The following is a 24,220-nucleotide window of genomic DNA, read 5'->3' on the forward strand; positions in this document are numbered from 1 at the left end:
GGGTCGGTTCACCCAAAAGAGTGACCCGCCGTACGACGAGAGTCGTACGGCGGGCCTCCGTGGTACCGACTGGGGTCGCTCGTCAGCGGCTCTGCAGGGCGTCCAAGGCGACGGTCATCGCCGCCGCGACACGGAAGTCGAGGCGCTGGTCCTGGACGGTGATCCGGTAGCGGTCACGGACCGAGATCTTGCGCTCCACCGACAGTACCGGCTGGGAGGTTTCGTGGTCGGTGAAGTCGAAGTGGAAGATGAACGGCAGCGGGATCTCGCCGACGAACGGGACGAACTCCCAGACCCGGCGGACGATCGCGATCGTCGCGTTCCGCTCGGTGCCGGCCGCGTGCAGGTGGCCGCTCGACAGGAGCCAGCTGGACCGCAGCAGGCTCTTGCCGAACTCCTTCTTGAACCAGCCGATCGGCTGCGCGTTCGCGTCGAACACGTCGTACCCGGAGCCGAGGTCGATCGCCTTGCGGGCCTTGAACGAGAACACCGGCTGCGACTTGGTGTCGTCGGTGTAGAAGGTGACCTGCTCCTTGAACGCCATCCGCTTCTGCTGCGCGAACGCCAGCAGCGCGCCGTCGGAGCCGTCCGGGTTGGTGGCGATCAGTTCGTACTTGTTCGCCATGAGGGTGACCCGCTGCTTCATCGAGAACGCGGGCACGTACATGGGCGCTGGGCCTTCTGGTGGAACGGTCATGCGGCCGAGTCTGTCACCCCGACCAGGCCACTCCACACGCAAGTGCGCCCGCCCGTAGCCCTCGTGCCAGTCCGTCAGCCAACTCCGACTGCTCCACTACCTGTACGACGAGTTCCCCGACCCCCTGCAGCGCCAGGTCCCGGGCAACCTCCACACCGAGCTCTACCGCTTCCACCGGCGTACGCGCGGGCCGCCAGAGCACCCCGAAGTCTGCGACCGGCTTCTCAGACCCCAGGTGTACGACGAGTGCGTCCGCTAGCTCCAGGTGCTCTGCTGCGTCGCCGCCGACAACAACTCGCACACTCTGCTTGCCGACAGCTTGAGCCTTTCCAGCCTGTGCTGCGTCGTCCTCGATCGACGTGGTGCCTCGCTGACCCCACTGGTCGTAGTGAACGGCCCACGCGAGTGGTCGCCTCGCAGCCCAGCCTGATCGGACCAGCTCAGGTGCAGGTGCGAACTCCTCCACATGCCCGACGCAGAGGTAGCCGACGAGCTCTATGTGAGCCGGCAGGTCCAGTACCGCCGCGACTTCGCCCGGTTCGAAGAAGGAGACCCAGCCGACGCCGAGCCCTTCGGCGCGTGCGGCAAGCCAAAGGTTCTGGATGGCGATGGCCGCCGAGAACCAGGTGGTCCGTGGATCGGCGTGACGGCCCAGCACGTGCCTTCCGCCGCGGCCGGGGTCGCAGGTCACCGCGATGTTCAGTGGAGTGTCGAGGATGGCCTCGATCTTCAGCCCGTCGAACGCCTGCCGCCGATCCGGCGGCAGCGACGCGGCGAAAGCGTCCCGCTGCGCAGTGGCGAGGTCATGCACCTTCCGCCGCGTGGCGATGTCGCGGATCAGCAGGAAATCCCACGGCTGGCTGAGCCCCACACTCGGTGCACGGTGTGCGGACTCCAGCACCCTCATCAGCAGGTCGTCGTCGATCGGCCGGTCGATGAACCCCCTGCGCACGTCACGCCGCTCGGCGAGCACCCGGTGCACTACCTCCCGCTCTCCCGCTGTGTAAGCCGGTGCAGGCAGCCGACCGACGGCCGCGGTTGCATTCGGCGAGCGGCGCTTCGGCACCAGCAGATCAGCACCCGCCACGAGGACAGCTGCCTCCGCAACGCTTGGAGTGCCGGCCAGCAGCTCGACCTGCTCACTCGGAGTCGGCGCGGGCAGGCGGGACAACTCCGCAGCGGGCACAGTGTGGAGTTCGGCGCCTAAAGCGGCCGCCAGCCGTTGCAAGCCCGGCTCAGCCTCACGGCCTTCCACCGTGACCACCACGCGCACGACTCCCCCGCCCGCCTCGGCCACCACGTCGTTCACCAAGTCGCGCAGTTCCCGGTACGACGTGCCGCCGCGCAGCCCGACACCGACGACCAGATTCACTTCTCCAGCCCCGCATGGACGCGCGCCGCGGCGACGAAGCGGGCTGGGACATCCGGACTCGCCGTCCAGTGCAGATGCAGGTACGACGCATGCACACGCGGCTGAGCGATTCCTTCGACTCCACCCGGGAGGTGCCACGCCGGATTCACCTCAGCGGCGACGTCGACCGTCGTACGGTGGAACTCGTGGCCGCGGACGCGGCGGCCTTCGTCGAAGAACGCGGTCGTGGTCGCGGCGATCGCCGTACGGTAGCCCAGCGTCAGGCGGCTGGTCATCCGGGCCGTGGCGGGGAGTACGCCGGTCATCGGGTGGCCGTCGAGTTCGCGGCAGAGGTACAGCAGGCCGGCGCATTCGGCGATGACGGGAAGACCTGCCGCCACCTCGGTCGCCACCTGACGGCGGAGCTCGACGTTCGCGGACAACGCCTCGGCGTGCAGTTCGGGGAAGCCGCCGCCGAGGTAGAGCGCCGAGGTTGCTTCCGGCAATGGATCGTGCAGGGGGTCGAAGGCAACGACATCGGCGCCGGCGGCAACGAGCAGCTCGGCCGTCTCGGTGTAGCGGAATGAGAAGACCGGGCCGCCGGCAACGGCAATCACGGGACGCCCTTCCTCGGCGGGCACCACTTCGGCGGCGGGATCCCAGGCCTCGGCATCCAGCGGGGGCGCCGTCCGGGCGGCGGCAACGAAGGCTTCCAGGTCGACACCCTGGCGGACGAGTTCGGCGGCCGCTTCGACCGCAGCTGAGGCTTGTTCTCGCTGTTCGTCAGCCGGCACCAGACCTAGGTGCCGGCTGGGCACGCTGAGCCGCGTGTCCCGCCGCAGTACGCCGAGGACCGGTACGCCGGTCGGCGCGACACCGGCTCGCACCTCGGCCTCGTGGCGGTCCGAGCCGACCTTGTTCAGGATCACCCCGACGATCCGGACCTCGGTGTCGAAGGCAACGAAGCCGTTGACCACGGCACCGACACTGCGACCGGCCGCAGAGGCGTCGACGACCAAGACGACGGGTGCCTTCAGCAACTTGGCGACATGCGCGGTGGAGGCGAAGCCTTCGGTGCCGAGGGCGCCGTCGTACAGGCCCATCACGCCTTCGATCACGGCCAGGTCCGCGCCTACTAAGCCGTGCGCGAACAGCGGCGCGACGCGTTCTTCGCCTTGCAGCATAGGGTCGAGGTTTCGCCCGGGCCGACCGGTCGCGACGGCGTGGAAGCCAGGGTCGATGTAGTCGGGGCCGACCTTGAAGCCCGCGACCGTGTGCCCGGCTTGCCGGAGCGCCGCCATCAGACCGACGGCGACAGTTGTCTTCCCGGCTCCCGAGGCGGGGGCGGCGATCACCAGGCGCGGGATCACCACTCGATGCCTTTCTGGCCCTTCTGGCCGGCGTCCATCGGGTGCTTGACCTTCGTCATCTCGGTGACCAGGTCGGCCGCGTCGAGCAGGCGCTGATCGGCGTTGCGGCCGGTGATGACGACGTACTGGTGACCTGGCCGATTCGTCAGTGTCTCGACTACCTCGTCGACGTCGACCCAGCCCCACTTCATCGGGTACGTGAATTCGTCCAGCACATACAGGTCGTGTGTCTCGGCCTGGATCCGGCGCTGGATCTCGCGCCAGCCCTCGAGCGCGTCGGCGGCGTGGTCCTCCTCGGTGCCGGCCTTACGCGACCAGCTCCAGCCCTCGCCCATCTTGTGCCACTCGACCGGGCCGCCCTGACCTGTTGCCTCATGCAACTGCCCCAGGGCCTTGAAGGCGCTCTCCTCGCCGACCTTCCATTTCGCGCTTTTGACGAACTGGAAGACGCCGATGTTCCAGCCTTGGTTCCAGCCGCGCAGCGCCATCCCGAAGGCGGCCGTCGACTTCCCCTTCATCTCACCGGTGTGCACCATCAGCAACGGCCGGTTCCGCCGCTGCCGGGTGGTCAGTCCGTCCTGCGGGACGACGCTCGGCTGCCCCTTCGGCATCAGGCCGCCCTCCGCTCGGTGACGGTCCGGATGAGGTTGCCAGCGGCAACTTCACCGAGATCGAGGTACTCCGCCGACATCGCAGCGGCGAGCTCCGCGGCCAGCCCCAGCCGGACTCCGCGGCGCGGTTCGCAGTCGACCACGACGGTGGCGATCCCTTGCTGGGCAAGCCATCCGGCCGCCTGCTTGGCGCGGGCGAACGCATTGTCCCCGTGGGTCGCGCGCCCGTCGGTGACGAGGACGAGGAGCGGCCGTCTCCGCGGGTCGCGGATCGCGGCGATCCGCAGTACTTCTGCTGTTTGGAGGAGACCCTCAGCGAGCGGGGTTCGACCACCGGTGGGGAGCGACTCGAGACGTCGTACGGCGGTCTCGACGCTGCCGGTAGGTGGCAACGCGACCGTCGCGTCAGCGCCGGCGAAGGTGACGAGGCCGACGGTGTCGCGGCGCTGGTACGCGTCGAGGAGGAGCGAGACGATGGCCGTCTTCACCTCACCCATCCGCTTCTTGGTGCCCATCGAGCCGGACGCGTCGACGCAGAACAGGACGAGGTTGCCTTCACGGCCTTCACGTACGGCGAGCCGCACGTCGGACGTTCGTACGGCGAGACCCGGGCCCGAGCGACCTCGGCTGTGCTGATGAGGCGCGGCAGCCTTAAGAGTCGCCAGCAGGTGCGGGCGGCCCGAGCGCCCTGCGCGGGGACGGTCGCCGACGACCCGGCCGACATCGGTGATCGCTCGTGAGCGGCGGCCGGCGACGCCGGCACCGGCGGACTGGACGCTCAGCAGACGGGCCTTGTAGGGCTCGGAACTGCCGACGACCTCACCTTCGGGCACCGGGCGCTTGTTCGCCGACGCGTCGGGGCCGGCGGGGTCAGATTCGGCGCCGTCGGCGGGATCGGTCGAGCTGCCTGCGTCGGGACCGGCCGGATCGGCGCCATCCGGCTCATCGCCACCAGAATCGGGACTGCCCCCACCCGGTCCATCTGGGTCGTCATCGGGGTCCGGTGGAGGCGTGCTGTTGTTGATCGCCTCTTCGAGTTGCTCGTCGTCGAGGCCGGGCGCGTCGAACGGGTTGCGCCGACGGCGGTGTGGGAGGGCGAGCTTCGCGGCCGCGCGTACGTCGTCCACCTCGACGACCGTGCGACCGGACCAGGCCGCGTGCGCGACCGCCGTACGAGCGGTTACCAGGTCGGCGCGCATGCCGTCGACGTCGAAGGACGCGCAGATCTCGGCGATCTGGCGGAGCGCGGCGTCGGTGAGGATGACCTGAGACAGCAGGTCGCGCGCCTTCACGATGCGCTCGGCCAGCTCGCGCTGCGCACCGTCGTACCGGCTGATGAAGCTCGAAGGGTCGGCCTCGTAGGCCAGGCGGGCGCGCATCACCTCGACGCGTACGGCGGGATCGCGGCTGGCGACGACGTCGACGGTGAGGCCGAAGCGGTCGAGCAACTGCGGCCGGAGCTCGCCCTCCTCCGGGTTCATGGTGCCGACGAGGACGAACCGGGCCGGGTGGGTGACGGAGACGCCGTCACGCTCGACGGTCGCGCGGCCCATCGCGGCGGCGTCGAGCAGGACGTCGACCAGGTGATCGTGCAGCAGGTTGACCTCGTCGACGTACAACAGGCCACGATGCGCGGCAGCCAGCAGACCTGGTTCGTACGCCGTGATGCCCTCGGCGAGGGCCTTTTCCAGGTGCAGTGAGCCAAGCACGCGGTCTTCGGTCGCACCCACCGGCAGCTCGACCAGCCGGGCGGGGCGGAGGGCACGCTCCCCGTGATGTGAGCCGTCGGGACAGGTCGGCTCAGGGTCGTCGGGGTCGCAGGAGAAGCGGCACCCGGCTACGACGTCCACCGGCGGGAGGATCTCGGTCAGCGCCCGGACGGCGGTGGACTTAGCGGTGCCCTTCTCGCCGCGGATCAGGACGCCGCCGATGGCGGGTGAGATGGCGGACAGGATCAGCGCCAGTTGGAGATCTTCCATGCCGACCACGGCGGTGAACGGGAAGCTCTGAACTGCAGGCCGCATCGGCGGGGTCCCTTCGTCGAGCGGGTGTCCACGCCCGCTACGGCTGGTACGCCGTACCCACGGTGCTCGCAGGCCGACGGACGACTGCAGATGTCCTGGCTTCCGGGCCGTAACAACTCCAGCTGGCCCGGTCACAGTGGCGGGACCGCCCCGGACTCACACCGGGTTCCTCCACAACCGTCCGCCCGATAATTGCACACCTCGCCCCCGCCTTCAGCGACCAGGTTCACACCACCCACCCCGCCACCTGTGAACGCAGGGTGGCCGGCAACACGCGCCGAGGCGATGAGGGTGTGTATGACGGGTCTGCCGTTGGGGCGGTTGAGGGTGTTGACTGGGCTCCTATGGGGGGTCTTCGGGCCGATCATCGATTTGCTGGGCGGGATGCCGAGCGGCGGCTGCTTGGCGATGTTGTGCGGGGTCCCGTGGGCGGGGTGCCGGGTGCGGTGGTCATTCATGGTGAGGCGGGCATCGGCAAGACCCGGCTGGCGCGTGAGGTCTGCGCGGATCCGCGGGTGAACGCACTCTGGGCCTCATGTGTGCACTTCGGTGGTGCTTCGGTTCCGTTCGCGCCGATCACCGGGATCCTGCAGGACTGGCTGGCCCGGGCCGATGCCGACGAGAGGGCCGAGATCCTCGCCGGGACAGACGGACTGGCCACCTTACTGCCCTCGCTCGGCAGCCTCAGCGGCGATGCGACTGGTGCGGGCGATACGACTCGGTTGCCGGTGCTGGTTGATCTGGTGGTGAACCGGATTGCGGTGCGGCGGCCGACAGTGGTGGTTGTCGATGACCTGCAGTGGGCCGATGTCGCGTCCCTCGATGTCTTGTCGTACCTGATTGCCGGATTCCGGGACCAGCCACTGGTACTGATCGCGACGTGCCGGACCGAGGAACGACCTGAGGGGCATCCGCTGCACGGCTGGCTGGCAGATATGCGGCGGATGCCGTTGTTCAGCGAAATCACGTTGAATCCGTTGGATTTCGATGCGGTCAGTTGCCAGATCGAAGGGCTGCTCGGCAAACCACCTGACATCGAGCTCGTCAGCGAGGTGCTGGCCAGGTCGGACGGCAGCCCCTACTTGATCGAACTGATGGTCCGCGACCTCACGGGCACGGAGCATGCGCTCCCCATGACTGTCCCGGCCGCACTCCGCGAGGCCCTGCTCGCGGCCTGGCACAGCCTGTCCGAACAGGCCCGCCTGGTCACCAGAATCCTCGCCGTCGGCGGCCGCCCGACATCCTCCGCCGTACTGACTGAGGTCGCGTCCGCGGTCGGACTCGAGGGGGCCGTGATCGTCCCATGCCTGTCAGAGGCTCAGAACCGCGGCGTTGTCACCAGAGCAGGTGGCGACATCTGGTGGTTCCGTCACCCGCTACTGGCCGAGGTCCTGTACGACGGCCTGCCACCAGCCCAGGCGGCGGAGCTACACGCCGACTACATCCGCGTACTCGACGCGCCCGGCGTGACCGACGCGCCGGCCGCCGACCTGGCGGTCCACCACGAGAAGGCCGGGAACATCGACGCGACCTACCGCTGGTCGCTCGTCGCCGCGGACCAGGCGGCGGGTCTGCGGGCTCCGGCCGAGGAAGCAATCCAGCTCCGCCGAGCTTGTGCTCTCTGGGAGACGGTGTCACCGGCTGTCCGCGGAACGCGAGAGGAGAGGATAGACCTGCTGCGACGGACGGCGGCAGTCGGTCTCAGGGCCGGCTGGCCCGACATGGTGATGACGCTCCTCACGCAGGCGCTGAGTCTGGTCGACAGGCAGCAGGAACCGCTGCTGGCCTGCGATCTGCTCGTCACGAGGGCGGACTCCCGCTGGCAATTGACGTCGCCGGGCATTGCTGACGTCGCCGAGATCCTCGAGGCGATCGCGCTGACCGAGGATTTCCCCGATGCTGCGGAGCGCGCCGTCGCGTTCGCCGAGCTTGCTGAGCTCGAGTCGCTGCACGGCCTGCCGGAGGACTCGGTCCACGCTGAGGAGGCCGTCCGGATTGCACGCAGGTCCGGCTCGAAGCAGGCCCTCGGGCGAGCTCTCGGAGCACGCGCGGCCGTATCGGACTATCCGGCGCCCCTGGCTTCGCTCGCCGACGTGGAATTGTCGGAGCAGTTGGCGCGGTCGTGTGGAGATGTGGACACCGCCACGAACGCCGCCATCTGGCGCTTCAACGCCCTCCACGCGCTCGGCCGGCGAGCCGACGCCGTGGACGTCACCCACGCGGCTTACGACGACGCCGTCACCGCCGGCGCGGGCGCCTGGGCCTACTTCCTCGCCTTCCAGACCGCCAGTGAGCTGATCGACCTCGGCCGCTGGGAGGAGTGCCGCGCGATACTGCGGTCGGCGTTGGCCGCACGCTGCACCGGCATCCCAGGAGCAGGTGTCAGGCTGACCGCAAGCCTGCTGGCCGTGAGGTCCGGACGGACGGAGGAGGCACGGCAGCACTTCGACCGGGCGTTGGAATTGATCTCCCACGACTTCAACCCGCTTCGTCCAGTCGTGACCGGCGCGGGCATCGAGCTGCTGATCGCCGAAGGCAGAGCCGCGGACGCCATGACCTGGGCCCGCCCACGTCTGCTCGTTCCGGATCATCCTGAGGCGGAAGACGATGGGGTGCTCCCGGTCTACGCCCGGGCAGCGGCCGAGACCGCCGGTTCCGCTCGGGACAGGGGTGATGAGGGCGTCGCGTCCGCGACAGTGGAAACGGTCGAGAAAGTCATCGGCGAATGGCCATGGGAGCCTTTCGTCCACGCCTTGGGTGGCATGGACGTGCAAGCCATGAATCGGTCGCGCCTCGCGGCCGAGCTCGCCCGCTGCCGGAATGCTCCCGATCAAACCTCGCACTGGCACCGCGCCGTCGAAGCCTGCGGTGTCGCTGGAAATCGCTGGGACCAGGCGGTTGCCCAGTGGCGCTGCGCTGAGGCAGGCCTGACCGGCGGCTGGACCCCGTCGAAAGCGCGCGATCTCCTGCGTAAGGCGCATCACTGCGCGGTCGAACTCGGTGCGCGGCCCTTGCAGAACGATGTGGAATCGCTGGCCCGGCGGGCGAAGATCGATCTCCGTACGCCAATTCCGGTCGCTCCGGTGGCCGACGACCCTCGGCTGGCGGCACTCACCGACCGCGAGCGGGAGGTGCTGGCTTTCCTGGTGGCGGGCCGGTCCAACGGTGAGATCGCGAAGGAGCTCTTCATCAGTGACAAGACGGTCAGCGTCCATGTCTCGAACATCCTTCGGAAGACCGGCACCACGAGCCGGGTGGCGGCCGCCGCCCTGGCCGAACGGCGGCTGCTTCCGGATCAGTGAGCGCCGAGTGGATGGCGACGCCGATAGGCCCAGAGAGCTGCCATGGTGATGCCGGCCCCACCGAGGGCGGCTGCTCCTGCTTGCAGTCCTTCGGCGACGTTGTCGTCGACCTGGACCGTCGGACCCGGGTCGTGGACGACCACGACACCCGGCCCAACGGACCCGTCCGGAGGAGGTTCTTTCGCCGAGGCCGAGTCGGACACGGCCATGACGACCCCACAGGTCAGGATGGGCAAGGCCACGAGTGTACAAATGTGCTTCATGATTCCTCCTCACGGCGGGGATCGCCGTCTGCATCCACCGTGCGTCGAGGTCCGCGACCACCACATGAGGCGCTCCCCCTCAGATTCGCGGCGTACCCCCTTAGATGGCGGGCTTCAGCGGAGGCGTTTGGCGAGGGCGGTGGCGGCGGAGTCGTCGTTGACCTCGCGGATGCCGATGATCGGGGTCACAGTGACGAAACCGGACGACAGGAGGACTTCGTCGGAGTCGGCGACTGGGTTGGCGGCGGGTGGTTCGAGTTCGATCATGGGTTCGCCGGTCGGGGCGGTGGTGCCGACGATGCGGGAGCGTTTGATCGGGGCCAGCGAGGCGTGGCGGACGCCGGCCAATTGATCGAGTGGGCGGTCTGGGACGTTGATGGTCAGGACTGTTCCGGTCGGCTCCGGCACGATCCAGGTGAGGGCTTCGCCGGCGACCGTGGCGGCGGTGCCCCAATAAGAAGGGTCCTCGGAGTCGATGCTGACGGCAACGGCCGAGGTGCCTTGGCCGGCTGCGGTGAGGGCCGCGGCGACGGTGCCGGAGTGGAAGATCGGTACGCCGACGTTGTGGCCGCGGTTGATGCCGGAGACGACCAGGTCGGGCGCTGCCCCGAACGCCCCGACGGACGCCAGCGTCACCGCGAGGGCCGGCGTACCGTCGATGCCTGTGTAGGTGATCCCGCCGAAATCCTCGGTCGCAGTCCGGATCGGGCGGCCGACCATCCCGGCCCGCGCGGAGCCGACGCCGCTCTGATCGTCCAGCGGTGCGACGACCAGGACGTCGTACCCGAGCTCGGCGATCGCCGGTGCGAGCGCCCGGATCCCCGGAGCCTGGTAGCCGTCGTCGTTGGTGATCAGGACTCTCAGCTGCTCGGGCGCCATGTTGCTACCCAATCAGCCGCGGTCCTCGATGTCACCCTCCGTCTCAAGCACAGCGTTCCGTAGCGTCTCAAGTGCTTCGTCGGAAGGCGCAGACCACAGGCCGCGTTGCGCCGCTTCAAGCAGTCGCTCGGCGATCCCGTGGCGTGCCCACGGGTTGGACTTGCGGAAGAACTCCGCCATCTCCGGATCGGCGACGTACTCCGTGGTGAGCGTCTCGTACATCCAGTCGTCGACCACACCCGCGGTCGCGTCGTACCCGAAGAGGTAGTCGACCGTCGCCGCCATCTCGAAGGCGCCCTTGTACCCGTGCCGCCGCATCGCCGCCATCCAGCGCGGGTTCACCACCCGGGCCCGGAAGACCCGCTTGGTCTCCTCCTCGAGCGTCCGCGTCTTGACCTGCGCCGGCACGGCGGAATCCCCGACGTACGCCTTGGGGTTCGAACCGGTCAGGTGGCGGACCATCGCGATCATGCCGCCGTGGTACTGGAAGTAGTCGTCGGAGTCCATGATGTCGTGCTCCCGGGTATCCGCGTTCTTCGCCGCCACCTGGATCCGGGCGTACGCGCGTTCCATCGACCCGCGCGCCTCGGCTCCGTCGAGGTCCTTGCCGTACGCGTAGCCACCCCAGACCGCGTACACCTCGGCCAGCTCCGCGTCCGTCCGCCAGTTGCGCGCGTCCACCAGCGGCAGCAGCCCGGCGCCGTACGAGCCGGGCTTGGAGCCGAAGATCCGGGCCGTCGACGACCGGGCGTCGTTGCCTGCCGCAACATCAGCCTGAACGTGTTCGCGCAGATAGTTGCCAGGTTCATCCAACGCGGCGACCGTACGCACGGCCTCGTCAAGCAGGGCCACCACATGCGGGAAGGCGTCCCGGAAGAAGCCCGAGATCCGCACGGTCACGTCGATCCGCGGCCGGCCGAGTTCCTCGACCGACACCACCTCGAACCCGGTCACCCGGCGGGACGCCTCGTCCCATACCGGGCGGCAGCCGAGCAGCCACAACACCTCGGCCAGGTCGTCGCCCTGGGTACGCATCGCCGACGTACCCCACACTGTCAGCCCAACCGACCGCGGCCACTCCCCTGTCTCGGCCTTGTGGCGAGCCAACAGCGAGTCGGCGAGGGCGACACCGACATCCCAGGCGTTGCGGCTCGGGATCGCCTTCGGGTCGACGGCGTAGAAGTTCCGGCCGGTCGGCAGCACGTTCACCAGACCGCGGGTCGGTGAACCCGACGGCCCAGCCTCGACGAAGCGGCCGTCCAACGCGCGCAGTACGTTCGTCAGCTCGTCGCCGGTCCGCGCGAGCCGCGGCACGACTTCAAGCGCGGCGAAGCTCAGCGACGCCTCGACCCCAGCGGATGACCGCCCGAGCACCTCAGCCACCACGACCGGGACCTTCGCCGCGTCCCAGCTCAGCGTCTCCATCCCGACGACGAGCTTCCGCGCGACCGCCTCGAGCAGGTCGACGCCATCGGCAGCGGTCACCGCCGGCAAATCCGCCAACGTCGCCAGGTCCTTCAGATCCCCCACGTGACCTGCCAGCAAGGCCGCCTCGTCGACACCGAACGTCTCCCCCAGCGCGGTCCGCAGCCCAGGGATCGAATACGAACCGCCCCACAGCTGACGAGCCCGCAGTACGGCGAGCACCAGGTTGATGCGGGCTTCGCCGGCCGGCACACCACCGAGGATGTGCAGACCGTCGCGGATCTGCACGTCCTTGATCTCGCACAGGTAGCCGTCGAGATGCAGCACGAACTCGTCGAAGGCCTCGTCCTCAGGCTTCTCGGACGTGTGCAGATCGTGATGCAGTTGCGCGGCCTGGATCAGCGTCCAGATCTGCGCCCGCAGCGTCGGCACCTTGTCCGGGTCCAGCGCCTGCACGGTCGCGTACTCGTCGAGCAGATACTCCAGCTTGGCCATGTCGCCATACGTCTCAGCTCTGGCCATCGGCGGCACCAGGTGGTCGACGACAGTCGCGTGCGCCCGCCGCTTGGCCTGCGTACCTTCACCGGGGTCGTTGACGATGAACGGGTAGACCATCGGCAGGTTCCCGAGTACGGCGTCCGGCGCACAGTCAGCCGCCATCCCGATGCCCTTACCTGGCAGCCATTCAAGCGTCCCATGCTTCCCCAGATGTACGACGGCGTGCGCCCCGAAACCACCATCTGACGGCGCAGCCTCCAGCCAGCGATACGCGGTCAGGTAGTGATGCGACGGCGCCATGTCCGGGTCGTGATAGATCGCCACCGGGTTCTCCCCGAACCCGCGCGGCGGCTGGATCATCAGTACGACGTTCCCGAACCGCAGCGCGGCCAGCGCGATCGCCGGCTCGTCTCCGGATGTGTCGACGTACAGCTCACCCGGCGCCTCACCCCACGCCCCGGTCATTGCCTCGCGCAACGATTCCGGGACCCGCCCGAACCATTGCGAATAAACCGACAGCGGGACCTTCGCGACCGCGTTCGCCAACTGCTCGTCGGTCAGCCAGTCGACATCGTGACCACCAGCCGCGATCAGCCGGTGGATCAACCCGTCGGCACCATCCGGCCCCTGCAACTCGCTGAGATCCAGACCGCCGAGGTCGTAGCCGGCTTCCTGCAACTGACCGAGCAGAACCACCGCCGAGGCCGGCGTATCCAGGCCGACCGCGTTCCCGATCCGCGCATGCTTAGTCGGGTACGACGACAACACGAGCGCCAGCCGCTTGTCCGCAGCGGGCACGTGGCGGAGACGGGCATGCGCGACCGCGATCCCGGCCAGCCGCGCGCATCGCTCCGGGTCCGGCGCATACCGGGCCAAGCCGTCCGCGTCGTACGACTTGAAGGAGAACGGGATCGTGATCAGCCGCCCGTCGAACTCGGGGATCGCCACCTGGGTCGCAGCATCGAGTGGGCTGATCGCGGCGTCGCTGGCCAGCCACTGCTCGCGAGTCGAGGTCAGGGCGAGTCCCTGGATCAACGGGATGTCGAGCGACGCAAGCGCACCGGCGTCCCACGCGTCGTCCGAACCGCCCGCGCTCGCTTGAGCCGCCACGGTGCCGCCGGCCGCGAGCAGAGTGGTGACCAGAACGTCGCACTTGCGGAGCAGGTCGAAGAGGCCGGCGTTCTCGGCCGAGGTCGGATCGAGTCCGCGCAGTGTCCCGCAGTACACCGGAAGCGGCTGCGCACCCGCCTCGGAGACCGCGGCGGCCAGCGCGTCGACGAACGCGGTGTTCCCGGAGATCTCGTGCGCGCGGTAATAGACGATCCCGACCACCGGCCGCTCGTCCTGCTGGAAGTCACCGCGTACGCCGTACGCCGGGAGCGCACGCGGCGGGTCAAAGGCGTCCCCGGTCAGCAGCAGGGTGTCCCGCAGGAAGCCGGCGAGGTTGCGCAGGTTCTCCGAGCCGCCTTCGCGCAGGTAGGCGAGCGCCTCGGTCACCGCGCCGGCGGGCACGGTCGACAGGGACATGAGCTCGGCATCGGGCGCGGCCTCGCCGCTGACCACCACGGCCGGCTTGCCCGAGGCGAGGACGGCATCGAGGCCCTCTTCCCAGGCGCGGCGACCGCCGAGCAGGCGGACCACGACGACCTCGGCGTCATCGAGTAGTGGCGTGAGGTCGGCGAGGTCGAGCCGGGCGGGGTTGGCGACCTTCCAGCCCGCGTCGGCCTCGGCGGCGGCGAGCAGATCGGTGTCGGCGGTGGAGAGCAGCAGGAGGTTCGCGCGGCTCTGCTTGACGGTGAACTCGCTGCGCTCGTCCACAGGCGACCGTCCTTCCTCGGGGTGTCCACGCCCCGTCCGGAGGTTCGACGGCGGCAGTTCCTGACTCCCCGCTCGGTGGCGGGTCACAGTGGCGGGACCGCCCCGGACTTTCACCGGGTTCCTGCTGATGCCGTCGGTTGACCCAGCGACTCTATCCGACCGCCGCGTCTGCCCGCGGAGCCGTCACCTGTGCATGGCGTAGTGGGCGGCGAGGAGGTCGGTGCCCCAGTCGTTGCGGAGGTCGCGCCAGACGGAGTGGATGTGGTTGGCGTTGTCCTGGGTGTTGTCGTACTCGGCGAGGAACGTGGGTCCGGCGATGGAGTAGTAGTGCGGATGGCCCTCGCCGGGCTGGGTCTGGCCGGCCCAGGCGAAGGTGAGGCGCTCGATGCCCTGATCGGTGATGTCCTGCCAGGTCTGCAACCCGATCGGGCCGGCCGCGCGTCCGACGTACTGGCCGATGAGGAGGCTGAGGAGTTGCCGCTGGTCCGCGTTCATGTCGCCGTACGGGAGGCCCCGGTGGAGACGGGACGGATCGGCGACCGGGTCGTGCCGGGTGAGTATGTCGTCCGGCGCCTCGTCCGATACGACGGCTATCTCCAGCTGACCGGGTTCGAGCGCGTGCAGCAGTTGGAAGCCGAGGTCCTGCTCGGCGGCGAGGAAGCGGCGGCCGGCGTTCGGGCCGGTGCGGACCTCAGCCGGGTTCGAGCCGAAGAACTGCGGGGTGAACGAGATGGCGCCGTCGACGAGCGTGACGTGCAGCGCGAGGTGGTGGCCGTTGAGCCGCCAGGCCCAGGGCTCGTCCCCGGCCGGGTCGCCGAGCACACGGAAGTAGTAGCGATCGCCGACCGTCGACCCCTCCCATCCACCGGTCTCCGCGACCTGCAGAGGATCCTTGAGACCACGGACGATGATCTCGGCCACCATCACCCCGCGGAAATCGGCCAGGCCGCGCTCGCTGTAGACGAGTTCGAGCAGGCGCACCGCCAGGGCCTCCTGCGCCGCGGACAACTCGTGCAGCGGCAGACCGGGAACAGCGCCGGGCAGGTAGGTCCAGACCTGGTGATCGGGTGTGTCGAAGGGCGCCGAGATCTTCTTGAGTTGCTCCGGCGTCAGTGCGGCCAGCAGGTCCTGAGTTGCCGCGCGGATCTGGTCCACCACCATGCGATCGCTCCCGTCGGGTTGCCCTCTTCTCAGGACCCTACCCGCCGCTCGCTTTCAACGCTCAGGCTTTCGCGGTGGCGGCCACGCGGGCGTACGGCCAAAAACGGGCTGGCAGAATCCCTACAACCAGGCCGATCGCTCGCGTTCGGTCGGCTCGTACGGCGTCCACTGTTCGAACGGCCGGTCGAGCTTGTACCGGAAATCCGGCTGCCGCAGCAGGACCCGGGTCTCCGCGTTGTCCGGGTTCCGCAGCGTCTCGAAGAAGCGGACCGACCAGTGGAACCAGCGCATGCAGAACAGCCGCATGGTCAGGCCGTGTGACACCAGTAACACGTTGCGCGGCGCATCGGGCGTCTCGAAGTCGCGATGCATCGTCTCCAGGAAGGTCGAGACCCGGTCATAGACGTCGGATCCGGACTCGCCGTGGGTGAAGCGATAGAAGAAGTGGCCGTACGAGTCGCGCAGTACCTTCTGCCGCTCGATGTCCTCGGTGTCCTGGTAGTTCGCCCAGTCCTGTTCGCGCAGCCGCGGTTCCTCCCGGGGTACGCCGATCAGATCGTCCAGGCCGAGCGAGTCGAGTGTCTGGTGGGCCCGCAGGTACGGCGAGACGTACACGCGGACCGGCTCATTCTCGAACAGCTCCCGGAGCCGCTTGCCCGCCGCTGCCGCCTGCTCGTGTCCGTGTGGGGTGAGTGGGATCGCGTGGTCGGGGACGCGCTCGAAGATCGTCTTGTCCAGGTTCGCCTCGGACTCGGCGTGACGGATCAGGGCGATCCGCAACGGTCGCCGGCTCAGATCCATCGTCACCTCTTCCGGGTTGCCACAGCCAGGATCGCGGCGATTCCGGCGGCTGCCAGCCCGACGCGCCGGGCCAAGGCGGCAGTACGCCGTACGTCGGCGACCGTCGGGGTGGGTCCGTCGCCGAGGGTGCCGCGGTCTTCCCGGTAGTCGCCGTACGAGTTGGTGCCGCCGAGCTGAAGGTCGAGCGCGCCGGCGAACGCGGCCTCGACCGGGCCGGCGTTGGGGCTGGGATGCTTGGGCGCGTCGCGCTTCCAGACGCTGATGGCTTCCCGCGGACGCCCCGCCACCAGCCCGGTCAGCAGCGCGCAGACTCGGGCGGGCAGCAGGTTCAGTACGTCGTCCAGCCGGGCGGAGGCCCAGCCGAAGTTGAGGTACTTCGCGGACTTGTAGCCGACCATCGCGTCGAGGGTGTTGGCGGCGCGGTAGCCGAGCAACCCCGGTACACCAAGTACGCCGCCCCAGAGCAGCGGTGCGACGCAGGCGTCGGAGGTGTTCTCGGCGAGCGACTCCACTGTCGCGCGGGCGAGGTCGTCGGCTTCCAGATTGGTCGCGTCCCGCGCGCAGAGGTGGCTCAGGCGTTCACGGGCCTCCGGAATGTCCTTCTCCTCGAGCAGCCCGGCCATCGCCTCGGCCTCGCGGTCCAGGCTGCGAGCGCCGAGCACGGTCCAGGTCGCGGCCGCGGTGACCAGGGTGTGCGCGACGGGGTGATTCCTGGTCAGGCGCTCGGCCGCCAGCCCGGCGACTGTCGCCGTACCGACAAGGGTTGCGGTGTACGACGCTCCGGCCGCGCGCGTGTCGTCGTACCAGCGAGCCTCGACGCGTGATGCGACCTGGCCGAAGCCTGCGACCGGGTGGAACCGGCGCGGATCGCCGAGAACGCGGTCGGCGGCGAAGCCGAGGAGGAGACCCAAAGCTCTGGACACCCTGGGAAGTCTGCCAGTCGGGCGTGTGGAAGGGTGAGCGGCATGGGAATCGCGGATTTGCTCCGGGAGGTCGACGGGAGCGGCGAGTTCGGGGTGTGCTTGGGGCGGCTGGACGGCGTACCGGTGTTCGAGCATGACGCCGAGCGGACGCACTACTCCGCTAGCACGATGAAGTTGCCGGTGGCGATGGCGATGATGCGCAAGGTCGAGGCCGGTGAGCTCGCGCTCGATCAGCCGGTGACCGTGCACAACGACTTCACGTCGGCTGCCGGTGGGCGATTCGGGGTGAATCCGGCCGAAGACGAGGCGCCGGCGACGTGGAAGCAGATGGGTCAGCAAGTTTCGCTGGGTTGGCTCGCGACCGAGATGATCACGCGGTCGAGCAATCTCGCGACCGATCTGGTGCTCGAGCTGGTCGGTGTCGAGGCGGCTGATGCGGAGCTGGGTGGTGGGCCTAGCGCGATCCGGCGTGGCATCGACGACGCGGCGGCGCAGCGGGCCGGGATCAGCAACGAGATGAGCCCGGCCGGGCTGGCGCGCGTACTGGTTGCTGTCGGCAATCAGAAGGATGCCTCCGGCGACTATCTGCGGGACCTGCTGGCCGGCAACCAGTGGAACGGCGAGATCCCGGCAATGCTGCCGGAGGGGACTCGCGTGGAGCACAAGAACGGCTGGGACACCCGGATCCGGCACGACGGCGGCATCATCCGGCCATCAGACGCATCTCCGTTCGTACTCGCGGTCTGTACGACGTCCGACCTACCGGACGCGGAGGCGCAGAAGCTGATCGCCTCGATCGCCCTGGAAGCCTGGAACCACCGGCACGACCTGGAGGCGATCCGATGAAGATCACCACGCATCTGGTGTCTTCGCCGCTGCACACACCGTTCGTGACCGCCTTGCGTACGGCGACGCATGCCGAGTCGTTGCTGGTCGAGATCAGCGACGGCTCGGTCAGCGGTTGGGGCGAGTCGCCGCAGGTCTGGAAGGTGACTGGCGAATCGCTGGCCGGCGGGCAGGCGTGCGTCGAGGGACCGATCAGCGCGGCGCTGAACGGGCTCGGCCCGGACGACCTGACCGAGGCGTTGCGCCGAGTCCAGAACGCTGCCGCCGGCAACTACGGCGCCAAGGCCGCTGTCGACGTTGCGCTGCACGACCTTGCCGCGCGTCGTCGCGGCCAGACGCTGCACGGGTTCCTCGGCTCGACAGTCGACACCGTGCCGACCGATGTGACGCTGTCCGCCGGTGACGCCGACGCGTTGGCGGCTGCTGGCCGCGAGCGGGTCGCCGACGGGTTCGACGTACTGAAGGTGAAGGTCGGCACCGGTGATGCGGCCGCGGATGTCGAGCGAGTCCGGCGGATCCGGTCCGCGATCGGGCCTGGTACTCGGCTGCGCCTTGATGCGAACCAGGGCTGGACGCGCCGCGACGCGGTGGCCGCGATCCGGGCACTGGAGGACTGCGACATCGAGCTGGTCGAGCAGCCGGTGCCGGCGGCCGATCTCGAGGGGATGGCGTGGATCACCGATCGCGTCAGTACGCCGATCCTCGCCGACGAGTCCGTGTACGACGTACGGGATCTGGTGGCGGTGATCCGGCATGGTGCCGCTGACATGGTGAACGTGAAGCTGGCCAAGTGCGGCGGTCTCGCGACGGCCCGGACGCTGCTCGAGCTCGCGCGGGAGCACGGAGTGGGAACGATCGTCGGGTCGATGATGGAGTGCCAGGTCGGCGTGGGTGCCGCGGCTGCGCTGGTATCGGCGTACCCGACCTCGGCGGTGAACGATCTCGACGCCGCGTGGTGGCTGGCGGAGTCGCCGGTGACCGGCGGGATCCGGTACGACGGCTCGCTGATCCACCTGCCTCCGGCTCCTGGGCTCGGCGTGACAGGCTTGTCGGCATGAAGCTTGTGGCAGCCAAAGTCCCGGTCAGCACGGTGTGGACCTCACCGGACGCGCCGCGGGACATCGACGCTCCGGCGATCGCCGAGCAACCTGACGTGGCGGCGTGGGCGAAGGCGATGGACACCGAGACCCGCCTCGGTCTGCATGGGCGGACGCTGACCCAGTTGCTGTTCGCGGAGCCCGTGCTGGTGCGGTCGGAGCGGGACGGGTGGTCGGAGATCGTCGCGCCGTGGCAACCGTCGTCGCAGGATGCGCTGGGGTATCCGGGGTGGGTGCCGTCCAGTCACCTCGGTGAGCTGCCGGGAAGTGCTTCCGCGCCGGTGGCGATCGCCGTACCTACTGCGTCGCTTCTCGCTGAGCCTGGTGCTGGGGCGGCGGTGGCGGAGTTGTCGTTCGGTACCGTGCTGGCGTCGGTTGAGCACGTCGACGGTTACACGCGAGTGGCGACGCCGGATGGTGGGTCCGGGTGGCTTTCTGAAGACGTACTGCGTTCTGTGGAGCAGCCGTCTGGTGCCGAAGACCGGCTCCGGCTGGGGGCGCTGTTCCTGGGGCTGGAGTACCTCTGGGGTGGGACTTCGGCGTACGGGCTGGACTGCTCAGGTCTCATCCACACGGTCAGCCGGGTGCTGGGCGTGAGGATCCCCCGTGATGCCCACGACCAGGCGGACATGCTGGAGAACATCCCCGTCGACGAGGCCCAGCCCGGCGACCTCTACTTCTTCGCGCGCCCCGACAAGCCCATCCACCACGTCGGCTTCGTCTCCCCCGAGGGCATGCTCCACGCCTCCGAAACCGGCAAGAAGCTGGAAGACGCCGCCCTCACGGACGACCGCCGCTCGACCTTGGTCACCGCCGCCCGCCTCTGAACACCATGCGTCGCCCCGAACCGTGGGGTCCGGGGCGACGTGATGTTCAGGTCAGGACTTCTTGGCGTCTGACTGCTCGGGCTCGCGGATGGCGTCGAGCTCGGCCTTGGTCTTGGGGTCGAGGTCCGGGGTGGGGTTGTCCACCGGGACGGACTCGTCCAACTCGCCGCCGCCGGCGGAGTCCGGCTTCGGCATGTCGCGGGACTTGCGGAGGCTCGCGATCGTGGTGATGCCGAGGGTGATGATGATGAAGCCGAGGGAGACCCAGATCGGGATCTCCGGAGCCCACTCGATGTGGTGACCGCCGTTGATGAACGGCAACTCGTTCTCGTGCATCGCGTGCAGGATCAGCTTCACGCCGATGAACGCCAGTACGACGGACAGCCCGATCGACAGGTACACCAGCCGCTTCAGCAGGTCGCCGAGCAGGAAGTACAGCTGCCGCAGACCCATCAGCGCGAACACGTTCGCGGTGAAGACCAGGAACGGCTCCTGGGTCAGACCATAAATCGCCGGGATCGAGTCCAGCGCGAACAGCAGGTCGGTGGTGCCGAGCGCGATGATGACGATCGCCATCGGGGTGACCAGGCGCTTGCCGTTCTTGAGGATGGTGAGCTTGACGCCGTTGTACTCGTCGGTGGCGTTCAGCCGCTTCTTGGCGAACCGGATGACCGCGTTCTCCTTGTAGTCCTCATCGTCGTTCTCACCCTGCATGGCAAGGTGGACCGCGGTGTAGACCAGGAACGCGCCGAACAGGTAAAAGATCCAGGAAAAGTTGTTGATCGCGGCCGCGCCGACGGCGATGAAGATGCCGCGGAAGACCAGCGCCAGGATGATGCCGACCAGCAGCGCTGTCTGCTGATACTTCCTCGGCACCCCGAACCTGGACATGATGATCAGGAAGATGAACAGGTTGTCGACGCTGAGGCTGTATTCGGTCAGCCAGCCGGCGAAGAACTCTCCTGCGTACTGGCCGCCGGAGAACACCCAGACCCCGAGGCCGAAGACCACCGCCAGACCGACGTAGAACGCGATCGCGGTCGCTGACTCGCGGGTGGTCGGCTCGTGCGGGCGCCGTCCGATGATGAAGACGTCGAAAGCGAGCAGCGCCAGCAGCACGCCGACGGTGATGTACCAAACGTAGTCAGCAACGTGCACAGGAAACCTCCGGAGCGCAGAACGAAACAGGACTCCGAAGGTCTCTTCCGCCTGGCTCTCTTACAGAGAAGAGCCTGGCCGGCGGCACCGGGCGCAGGGACAGGGCCCTATGACCGTGATGACGGCACCACCGCGAAGGAATACTCCCCTTCCGTACCCCATTCTGGCGGGTCGGTGTCCAAGACGCCAAATCCGGAGCGCCGAATCCACTTGTCGGGATGATCACAAGCCCGTCAGGGAATAGTCGCGCTGTGTGATCAGTTGGTACTGACCGGACGTTTGCTCTTCGGCAGTTTGGCCACGATCGTCTCGTACGACGTGTCGATCAGCTCCAGGAGCTCGTCGTCCGGCACGGCCCCGCCGAGGCGGACGGTGTTCCATCCCGACCGCCCGATGTAGGCCGACTTGCTGACGTCCCCGGGGTAGGTGCCGACCAGTTCGTCGGCTTCCTCCCGGTTGGCTCCGCACTTGATCCCGACCGACTCGCCACCGCCGAGGAACGCGAAGATCTTGTCCCCGACCTTCGCGACCACGTCCCCTTCCCACGGCTCGTCCTGCCACGCCCCGGGTTTCGCCAGGCAGTGCTCCAGCACGTCCGCCCCGGTCAGCCTCGCCATCTCACCCTCCGTGGCTCACGGCCTCGACGTTGTTGCCGTCGGGATCGCGGACGAAGACGGCGTAGTAGCCGGGGTGGTACTCGGGCCACTCCCGTGGCTCGTGCAGGATCTCTACTCCCAGCTCTTGGGCAGCGGCGTACACAGCGTCCACCGTGGCGCGGTCAGCGGCGGTGAAAGCAACGTGGATCTCCCGCTGCGGCCCGCCTGTCGTCGTCTTCCCGAGCCAGAACTTCGGGAAGCCGTCCGGGCCGGCCAGGCCGAGGGTGTCACCGAAGTCCATCGCCACCTTGATGCCGAGCGGCGCCAGTAACGTTTCGTAGAAGCTCCGGCTCGCGGGCAGGTCGTCGCATTGCACCGAGAGGTGATCGAGCATCCCCTGGCTCCTTCTACTTGGCGCCGGCGGCGGTCATCTGGCGGAGTTCCTTCTTCAGCTCGGAGATCTCGTCGCGGTAGCGCGCGGCGACCTCGAACTGGAGCTCGGCGGCCGCGTTGTGCATCTGGTCGGTGAGCTGCTGAATGAGGTCGGCCAGGTCCGACGACGGCAGGCCGCCGGCCAGTTCCTTCGCCTTCTCGCCGGCCTTCGCCTTGCCGCCGCCTGGGACCGGAGCCTTGCCACGCGACTGCGTCCGGCCGGAGCCGAGCAGCTCGGCGGTGTCGGCGTCCTCGCGGGCGAGCATGTCGGTGATGTCGGCGATCTTCTTCCGCAGCGGCTGTGGGTCGACCCCGTTCGCCACGTTGTACGCGATCTGCTTCGCCCGGCGCCGGTTCGTCTCGTCGATCGCCTGCTCCATCGACGGGGTGATCTTGTCGGCGTACATGAACACCTGGCCGGACACGTTCCGGGCCGCGCGGCCGATGGTCTGGATCAGCGACCGGCCCGACCGCAGGAAGCCTTCCTTGTCCGCGTCCAGGATCGCGACCAGCGACACCTCCGGCAGGTCGAGGCCTTCCCGCAACAGGTTGATGCCGACGAGTACGTCGTACTCGCCCATGCGCAGCTCGCGGAGGAGCTCGACCCGGCGGAGGGTGTCCACCTCGCTGTGCAGGTACCTGGTCCGGATGCCCATCTCCAGCAGGTAGTCGGTCAGGTCCTCGGACATCTTCTTGGTCAGCGTGGTGACCAGGACCCGCTCGTCCCGCTCGACCCGGATCCGGATCTCGTGGATCAGGTCGTCGATCTGGCCCTTGGTCGGCTTCACGATGACCTCGGGGTCGACCAGGCCGGTCGGCCGGATCAGCTGCTCCACGAAGCCGTCCGACTTGTCCTGCTCGTACTGGCCCGGGGTCGCGGACAGGTAGACGGTCTGGCCGATCCGCTCCAGGAACTCCTCCCAGCGCAGCGGCCGGTTGTCCATCGCCGACGGCAGCCGGAAGCCGTGCTCGACCAGGGTCCGCTTGCGGGACATGTCGCCCTCGTACATCCCGCCGATCTGCGGCACGGTGACATGCGACTCGTCGATGACCAGCACGAAGTCCTCTGGGAAGTAGTCCAGCAGGCAGTGCGGCGCCGACCCCGGCTCGCGGCCGTCGGTGTGCCGCGAGTAGTTCTCGATGCCGGAGCACGTCCCGATCTGGCGCATCATCTCGATGTCGTACGTCGTCCGCATCCGCAACCGCTGCGCTTCCAGCAACTGACCGTTGCGCTCGAGCTCGGCCAGCCGCTCGGCCAGCTCGGCCTCGATCGACTGGATCGCCCGCTCCATCCGCTCCGGCGCGGTCACGTAGTGCGTGGCGGCGCCGATGTAGACCTCGTCCTCCTCGCTCAGCACCTCGCCGGTCAGCGGGTGCAGCGTCATCACCCGCTCGATCTCGTCGCCGAAGAACTCCACCCGGACGGCAAGCTCCTGGTACACCGGGAACACCTCGAGGGTGTCGCCCCGGACCCGGAAGGTGCCGCGGGTGCCGGCCAGGTCGTTCCGCGCGTACTGCACTCCGACCAGCTTGCGGAGCAGGCCGTCGCGGTCCATCTCGGTGCCGACCTTCACGTGGATCATGCGGTTCAGGTACTCATCGGCGGAGCCCAGACCGTAGATGCAGGAGACGGTCGCGACCACGATCACGTCGCGGCGGGTCAGCAGCGACCAGGTCGCCGAGTGCCGCAGCCGCTCGACCTCCTCGTTGATCGAGGAGTCCTTCTCGATGTAGGTGTCCGTCTGCGGGACATACGCCTCGGGCTGGTAGTAGTCGTAGTACGAGACGAAGTACTCGACGGCGTTCGCCGGGAAGAACTGGCGCAGCTCGTTCGCGAACTGGGCGGCGAGCGTCTTGTTCGGCTGGAGGATCAGCATCGGGCGCTGGATCCGCTCGGCCAGCCAGGCGATGGTGGCCGTCTTGCCGGTGCCCGTCGCACCGAGCAGCACGACGTCCTGCTCGCCGGCGTTGATCCGCCGCTCGAGGTCGGCGATCGCGGCCGGCTGGTCACCGGCCGGCTCGAAGTCGGACACGACCTTGAGCGGCGCGACCATACGCTGAAGATCCGAGACCTGTCTCATGCCCTACACGGTACGTCGGCCCGCCGACAGTTTCCGAAAAACGGGAAAAGCAACCGCCTC

The 24,220-nt window shown here is 68.5% G+C and carries 19 protein-coding genes and 2 riboswitches; of the genes, 4 read left to right on the forward strand and 15 right to left on the reverse strand.

Annotated elements, in window-relative coordinates; genetic code table 11:
* Window positions 1–82 precede the first annotated feature (82 nt).
* The 5 genes from EV646_RS03140 to EV646_RS03160 are packed head-to-tail and all read right to left on the reverse strand — an operon-like array spanning window position 83 to window position 6,053.
* Window positions 83–697 (reverse strand): LURP-one-related family protein, encoded by a 615-nt coding sequence (locus EV646_RS03140; protein WP_241995197.1) that lies wholly within the window; start codon window positions 695–697, stop codon window positions 83–85.
* Between the two features lie 13 nt (window positions 698–710).
* Window positions 711–2,069, reverse strand: coding sequence for a 5,6-dimethylbenzimidazole synthase (gene bluB, locus EV646_RS03145; RefSeq protein ID WP_132143659.1), 1,359 nt, complete (start codon window positions 2,067–2,069; stop codon window positions 711–713).
* The gene (locus tag EV646_RS03150; protein ID WP_132143661.1) at window positions 2,066–3,418 is read right to left on the reverse strand and encodes a cobyrinic acid a,c-diamide synthase CobB; all 1,353 of its coding nucleotides are present in this window, start codon (window positions 3,416–3,418) and stop codon (window positions 2,066–2,068) included. Before EV646_RS03150 ends, bluB begins: the two co-directional genes overlap by 4 nt.
* Window positions 3,415–4,029, reverse strand: a complete 615-nt coding sequence (gene cobO / locus EV646_RS03155) for a cob(I)yrinic acid a,c-diamide adenosyltransferase (protein ID WP_132143663.1) — start codon at window positions 4,027–4,029, stop codon at window positions 3,415–3,417. Before cobO ends, EV646_RS03150 begins: the two co-directional genes overlap by 4 nt.
* A complete protein-coding gene (locus tag EV646_RS03160; RefSeq protein ID WP_132143665.1) occupies window positions 4,029–6,053 on the reverse strand; it encodes a putative cobaltochelatase in 2,025 nt (674 codons plus the stop codon). Before EV646_RS03160 ends, cobO begins: the two co-directional genes overlap by 1 nt.
* 68 nt (window positions 6,054–6,121) lie before the next feature.
* A riboswitch (cobalamin riboswitch) is annotated at window positions 6,122–6,247 on the reverse strand.
* 150 nt (window positions 6,248–6,397) lie between these two features.
* Here EV646_RS03160 and EV646_RS40540 point away from each other — a divergent pair.
* Window positions 6,398–9,355, forward strand: coding sequence for a helix-turn-helix transcriptional regulator (locus tag EV646_RS40540; protein WP_132143667.1), 2,958 nt, complete (start codon window positions 6,398–6,400; stop codon window positions 9,353–9,355).
* On the opposite strand, the gene EV646_RS03170 is transcribed toward EV646_RS40540, so the two are convergent.
* From EV646_RS03170 to EV646_RS03195, 6 genes are all read right to left on the reverse strand, one after another.
* The gene (locus EV646_RS03170; protein ID WP_132143669.1) at window positions 9,349–9,618 is read right to left on the reverse strand and encodes a hypothetical protein; all 270 of its coding nucleotides are present in this window, start codon (window positions 9,616–9,618) and stop codon (window positions 9,349–9,351) included. The genes EV646_RS40540 and EV646_RS03170 overlap by 7 nt on opposite strands.
* 114 nt (window positions 9,619–9,732) lie before the next feature.
* Complete coding sequence (gene surE, locus EV646_RS03175; RefSeq protein ID WP_132143671.1) at window positions 9,733–10,497, reverse strand: 5'/3'-nucleotidase SurE; 765 nt, start codon at window positions 10,495–10,497, stop codon at window positions 9,733–9,735.
* 12 nt (window positions 10,498–10,509) lie between these two features.
* On the reverse strand, window positions 10,510–14,238 hold the full coding sequence (gene cobN, locus EV646_RS03180; RefSeq protein ID WP_132143673.1) for a cobaltochelatase subunit CobN: 3,729 nt from the start codon (window positions 14,236–14,238) through the stop codon (window positions 10,510–10,512).
* 34 nt (window positions 14,239–14,272) lie between these two features.
* Window positions 14,273–14,407: riboswitch (cobalamin riboswitch) on the reverse strand.
* Window positions 14,408–14,421: 14 nt separating this feature from the next.
* Window positions 14,422–15,399 carry a DUF3500 domain-containing protein gene (locus EV646_RS03185; protein ID WP_132143675.1) on the reverse strand — a complete coding sequence of 326 codons (978 nt, stop codon included), beginning with the start codon at window positions 15,397–15,399 and terminating at the stop codon, window positions 14,422–14,424.
* Window positions 15,400–15,519: 120 nt separating this feature from the next.
* Window positions 15,520–16,200 (reverse strand): histidine phosphatase family protein, encoded by a 681-nt coding sequence (locus tag EV646_RS03190; protein ID WP_132143677.1) that lies wholly within the window; start codon window positions 16,198–16,200, stop codon window positions 15,520–15,522.
* Window positions 16,201–16,202: 2 nt separating this feature from the next.
* Window positions 16,203–17,123 (reverse strand): cobalamin biosynthesis protein, encoded by a 921-nt coding sequence (locus tag EV646_RS03195; protein WP_241995199.1) that lies wholly within the window; start codon window positions 17,121–17,123, stop codon window positions 16,203–16,205.
* A gap of 42 nt (window positions 17,124–17,165) precedes the next feature.
* On the opposite strand from EV646_RS03195, the gene EV646_RS03200 reads away from it, so the two are divergent.
* The 3 genes from EV646_RS03200 to EV646_RS03210 are packed head-to-tail and all read left to right on the forward strand — an operon-like array spanning window position 17,166 to window position 19,893.
* Window positions 17,166–17,969: a serine hydrolase gene (locus EV646_RS03200; protein WP_132143681.1), complete on the forward strand. Its 804-nt coding sequence runs from the start codon at window positions 17,166–17,168 to the stop codon at window positions 17,967–17,969.
* Window positions 17,966–19,027, forward strand: a complete 1,062-nt coding sequence (locus EV646_RS03205; RefSeq protein WP_132143683.1) for a mandelate racemase/muconate lactonizing enzyme family protein — start codon at window positions 17,966–17,968, stop codon at window positions 19,025–19,027. Before EV646_RS03200 ends, EV646_RS03205 begins: the two co-directional genes overlap by 4 nt.
* Window positions 19,024–19,893, forward strand: a complete 870-nt coding sequence (locus EV646_RS03210; protein WP_132143685.1) for a C40 family peptidase — start codon at window positions 19,024–19,026, stop codon at window positions 19,891–19,893. Before EV646_RS03205 ends, EV646_RS03210 begins: the two co-directional genes overlap by 4 nt.
* A gap of 51 nt (window positions 19,894–19,944) precedes the next feature.
* Here EV646_RS03210 and EV646_RS03215 read toward each other — a convergent pair whose 3' ends face one another.
* From EV646_RS03215 to uvrB, 4 genes are all read right to left on the reverse strand, one after another.
* Window positions 19,945–21,051 carry a TerC family protein gene (locus EV646_RS03215; protein ID WP_132143687.1) on the reverse strand — a complete coding sequence of 369 codons (1,107 nt, stop codon included), beginning with the start codon at window positions 21,049–21,051 and terminating at the stop codon, window positions 19,945–19,947.
* 257 nt (window positions 21,052–21,308) lie between these two features.
* The gene (locus tag EV646_RS03220) at window positions 21,309–21,668 is read right to left on the reverse strand and encodes an MmcQ/YjbR family DNA-binding protein (protein ID WP_199236761.1); all 360 of its coding nucleotides are present in this window, start codon (window positions 21,666–21,668) and stop codon (window positions 21,309–21,311) included.
* 1 nt (window position 21,669) lies between these two features.
* Window positions 21,670–22,041 (reverse strand): VOC family protein, encoded by a 372-nt coding sequence (locus tag EV646_RS03225; protein ID WP_132143689.1) that lies wholly within the window; start codon window positions 22,039–22,041, stop codon window positions 21,670–21,672.
* 13 nt (window positions 22,042–22,054) lie between these two features.
* Window positions 22,055–24,160, reverse strand: a complete 2,106-nt coding sequence (uvrB, locus tag EV646_RS03230) for an excinuclease ABC subunit UvrB (RefSeq protein ID WP_132143691.1) — start codon at window positions 24,158–24,160, stop codon at window positions 22,055–22,057.
* Window positions 24,161–24,220: the final 60 nt, after the last annotated feature.

The sequence above is a fragment of the Kribbella antiqua genome, from assembly GCF_004345665.1.
GTDB lineage: Bacteria > Actinomycetota > Actinomycetes > Propionibacteriales > Kribbellaceae > Kribbella > Kribbella antiqua.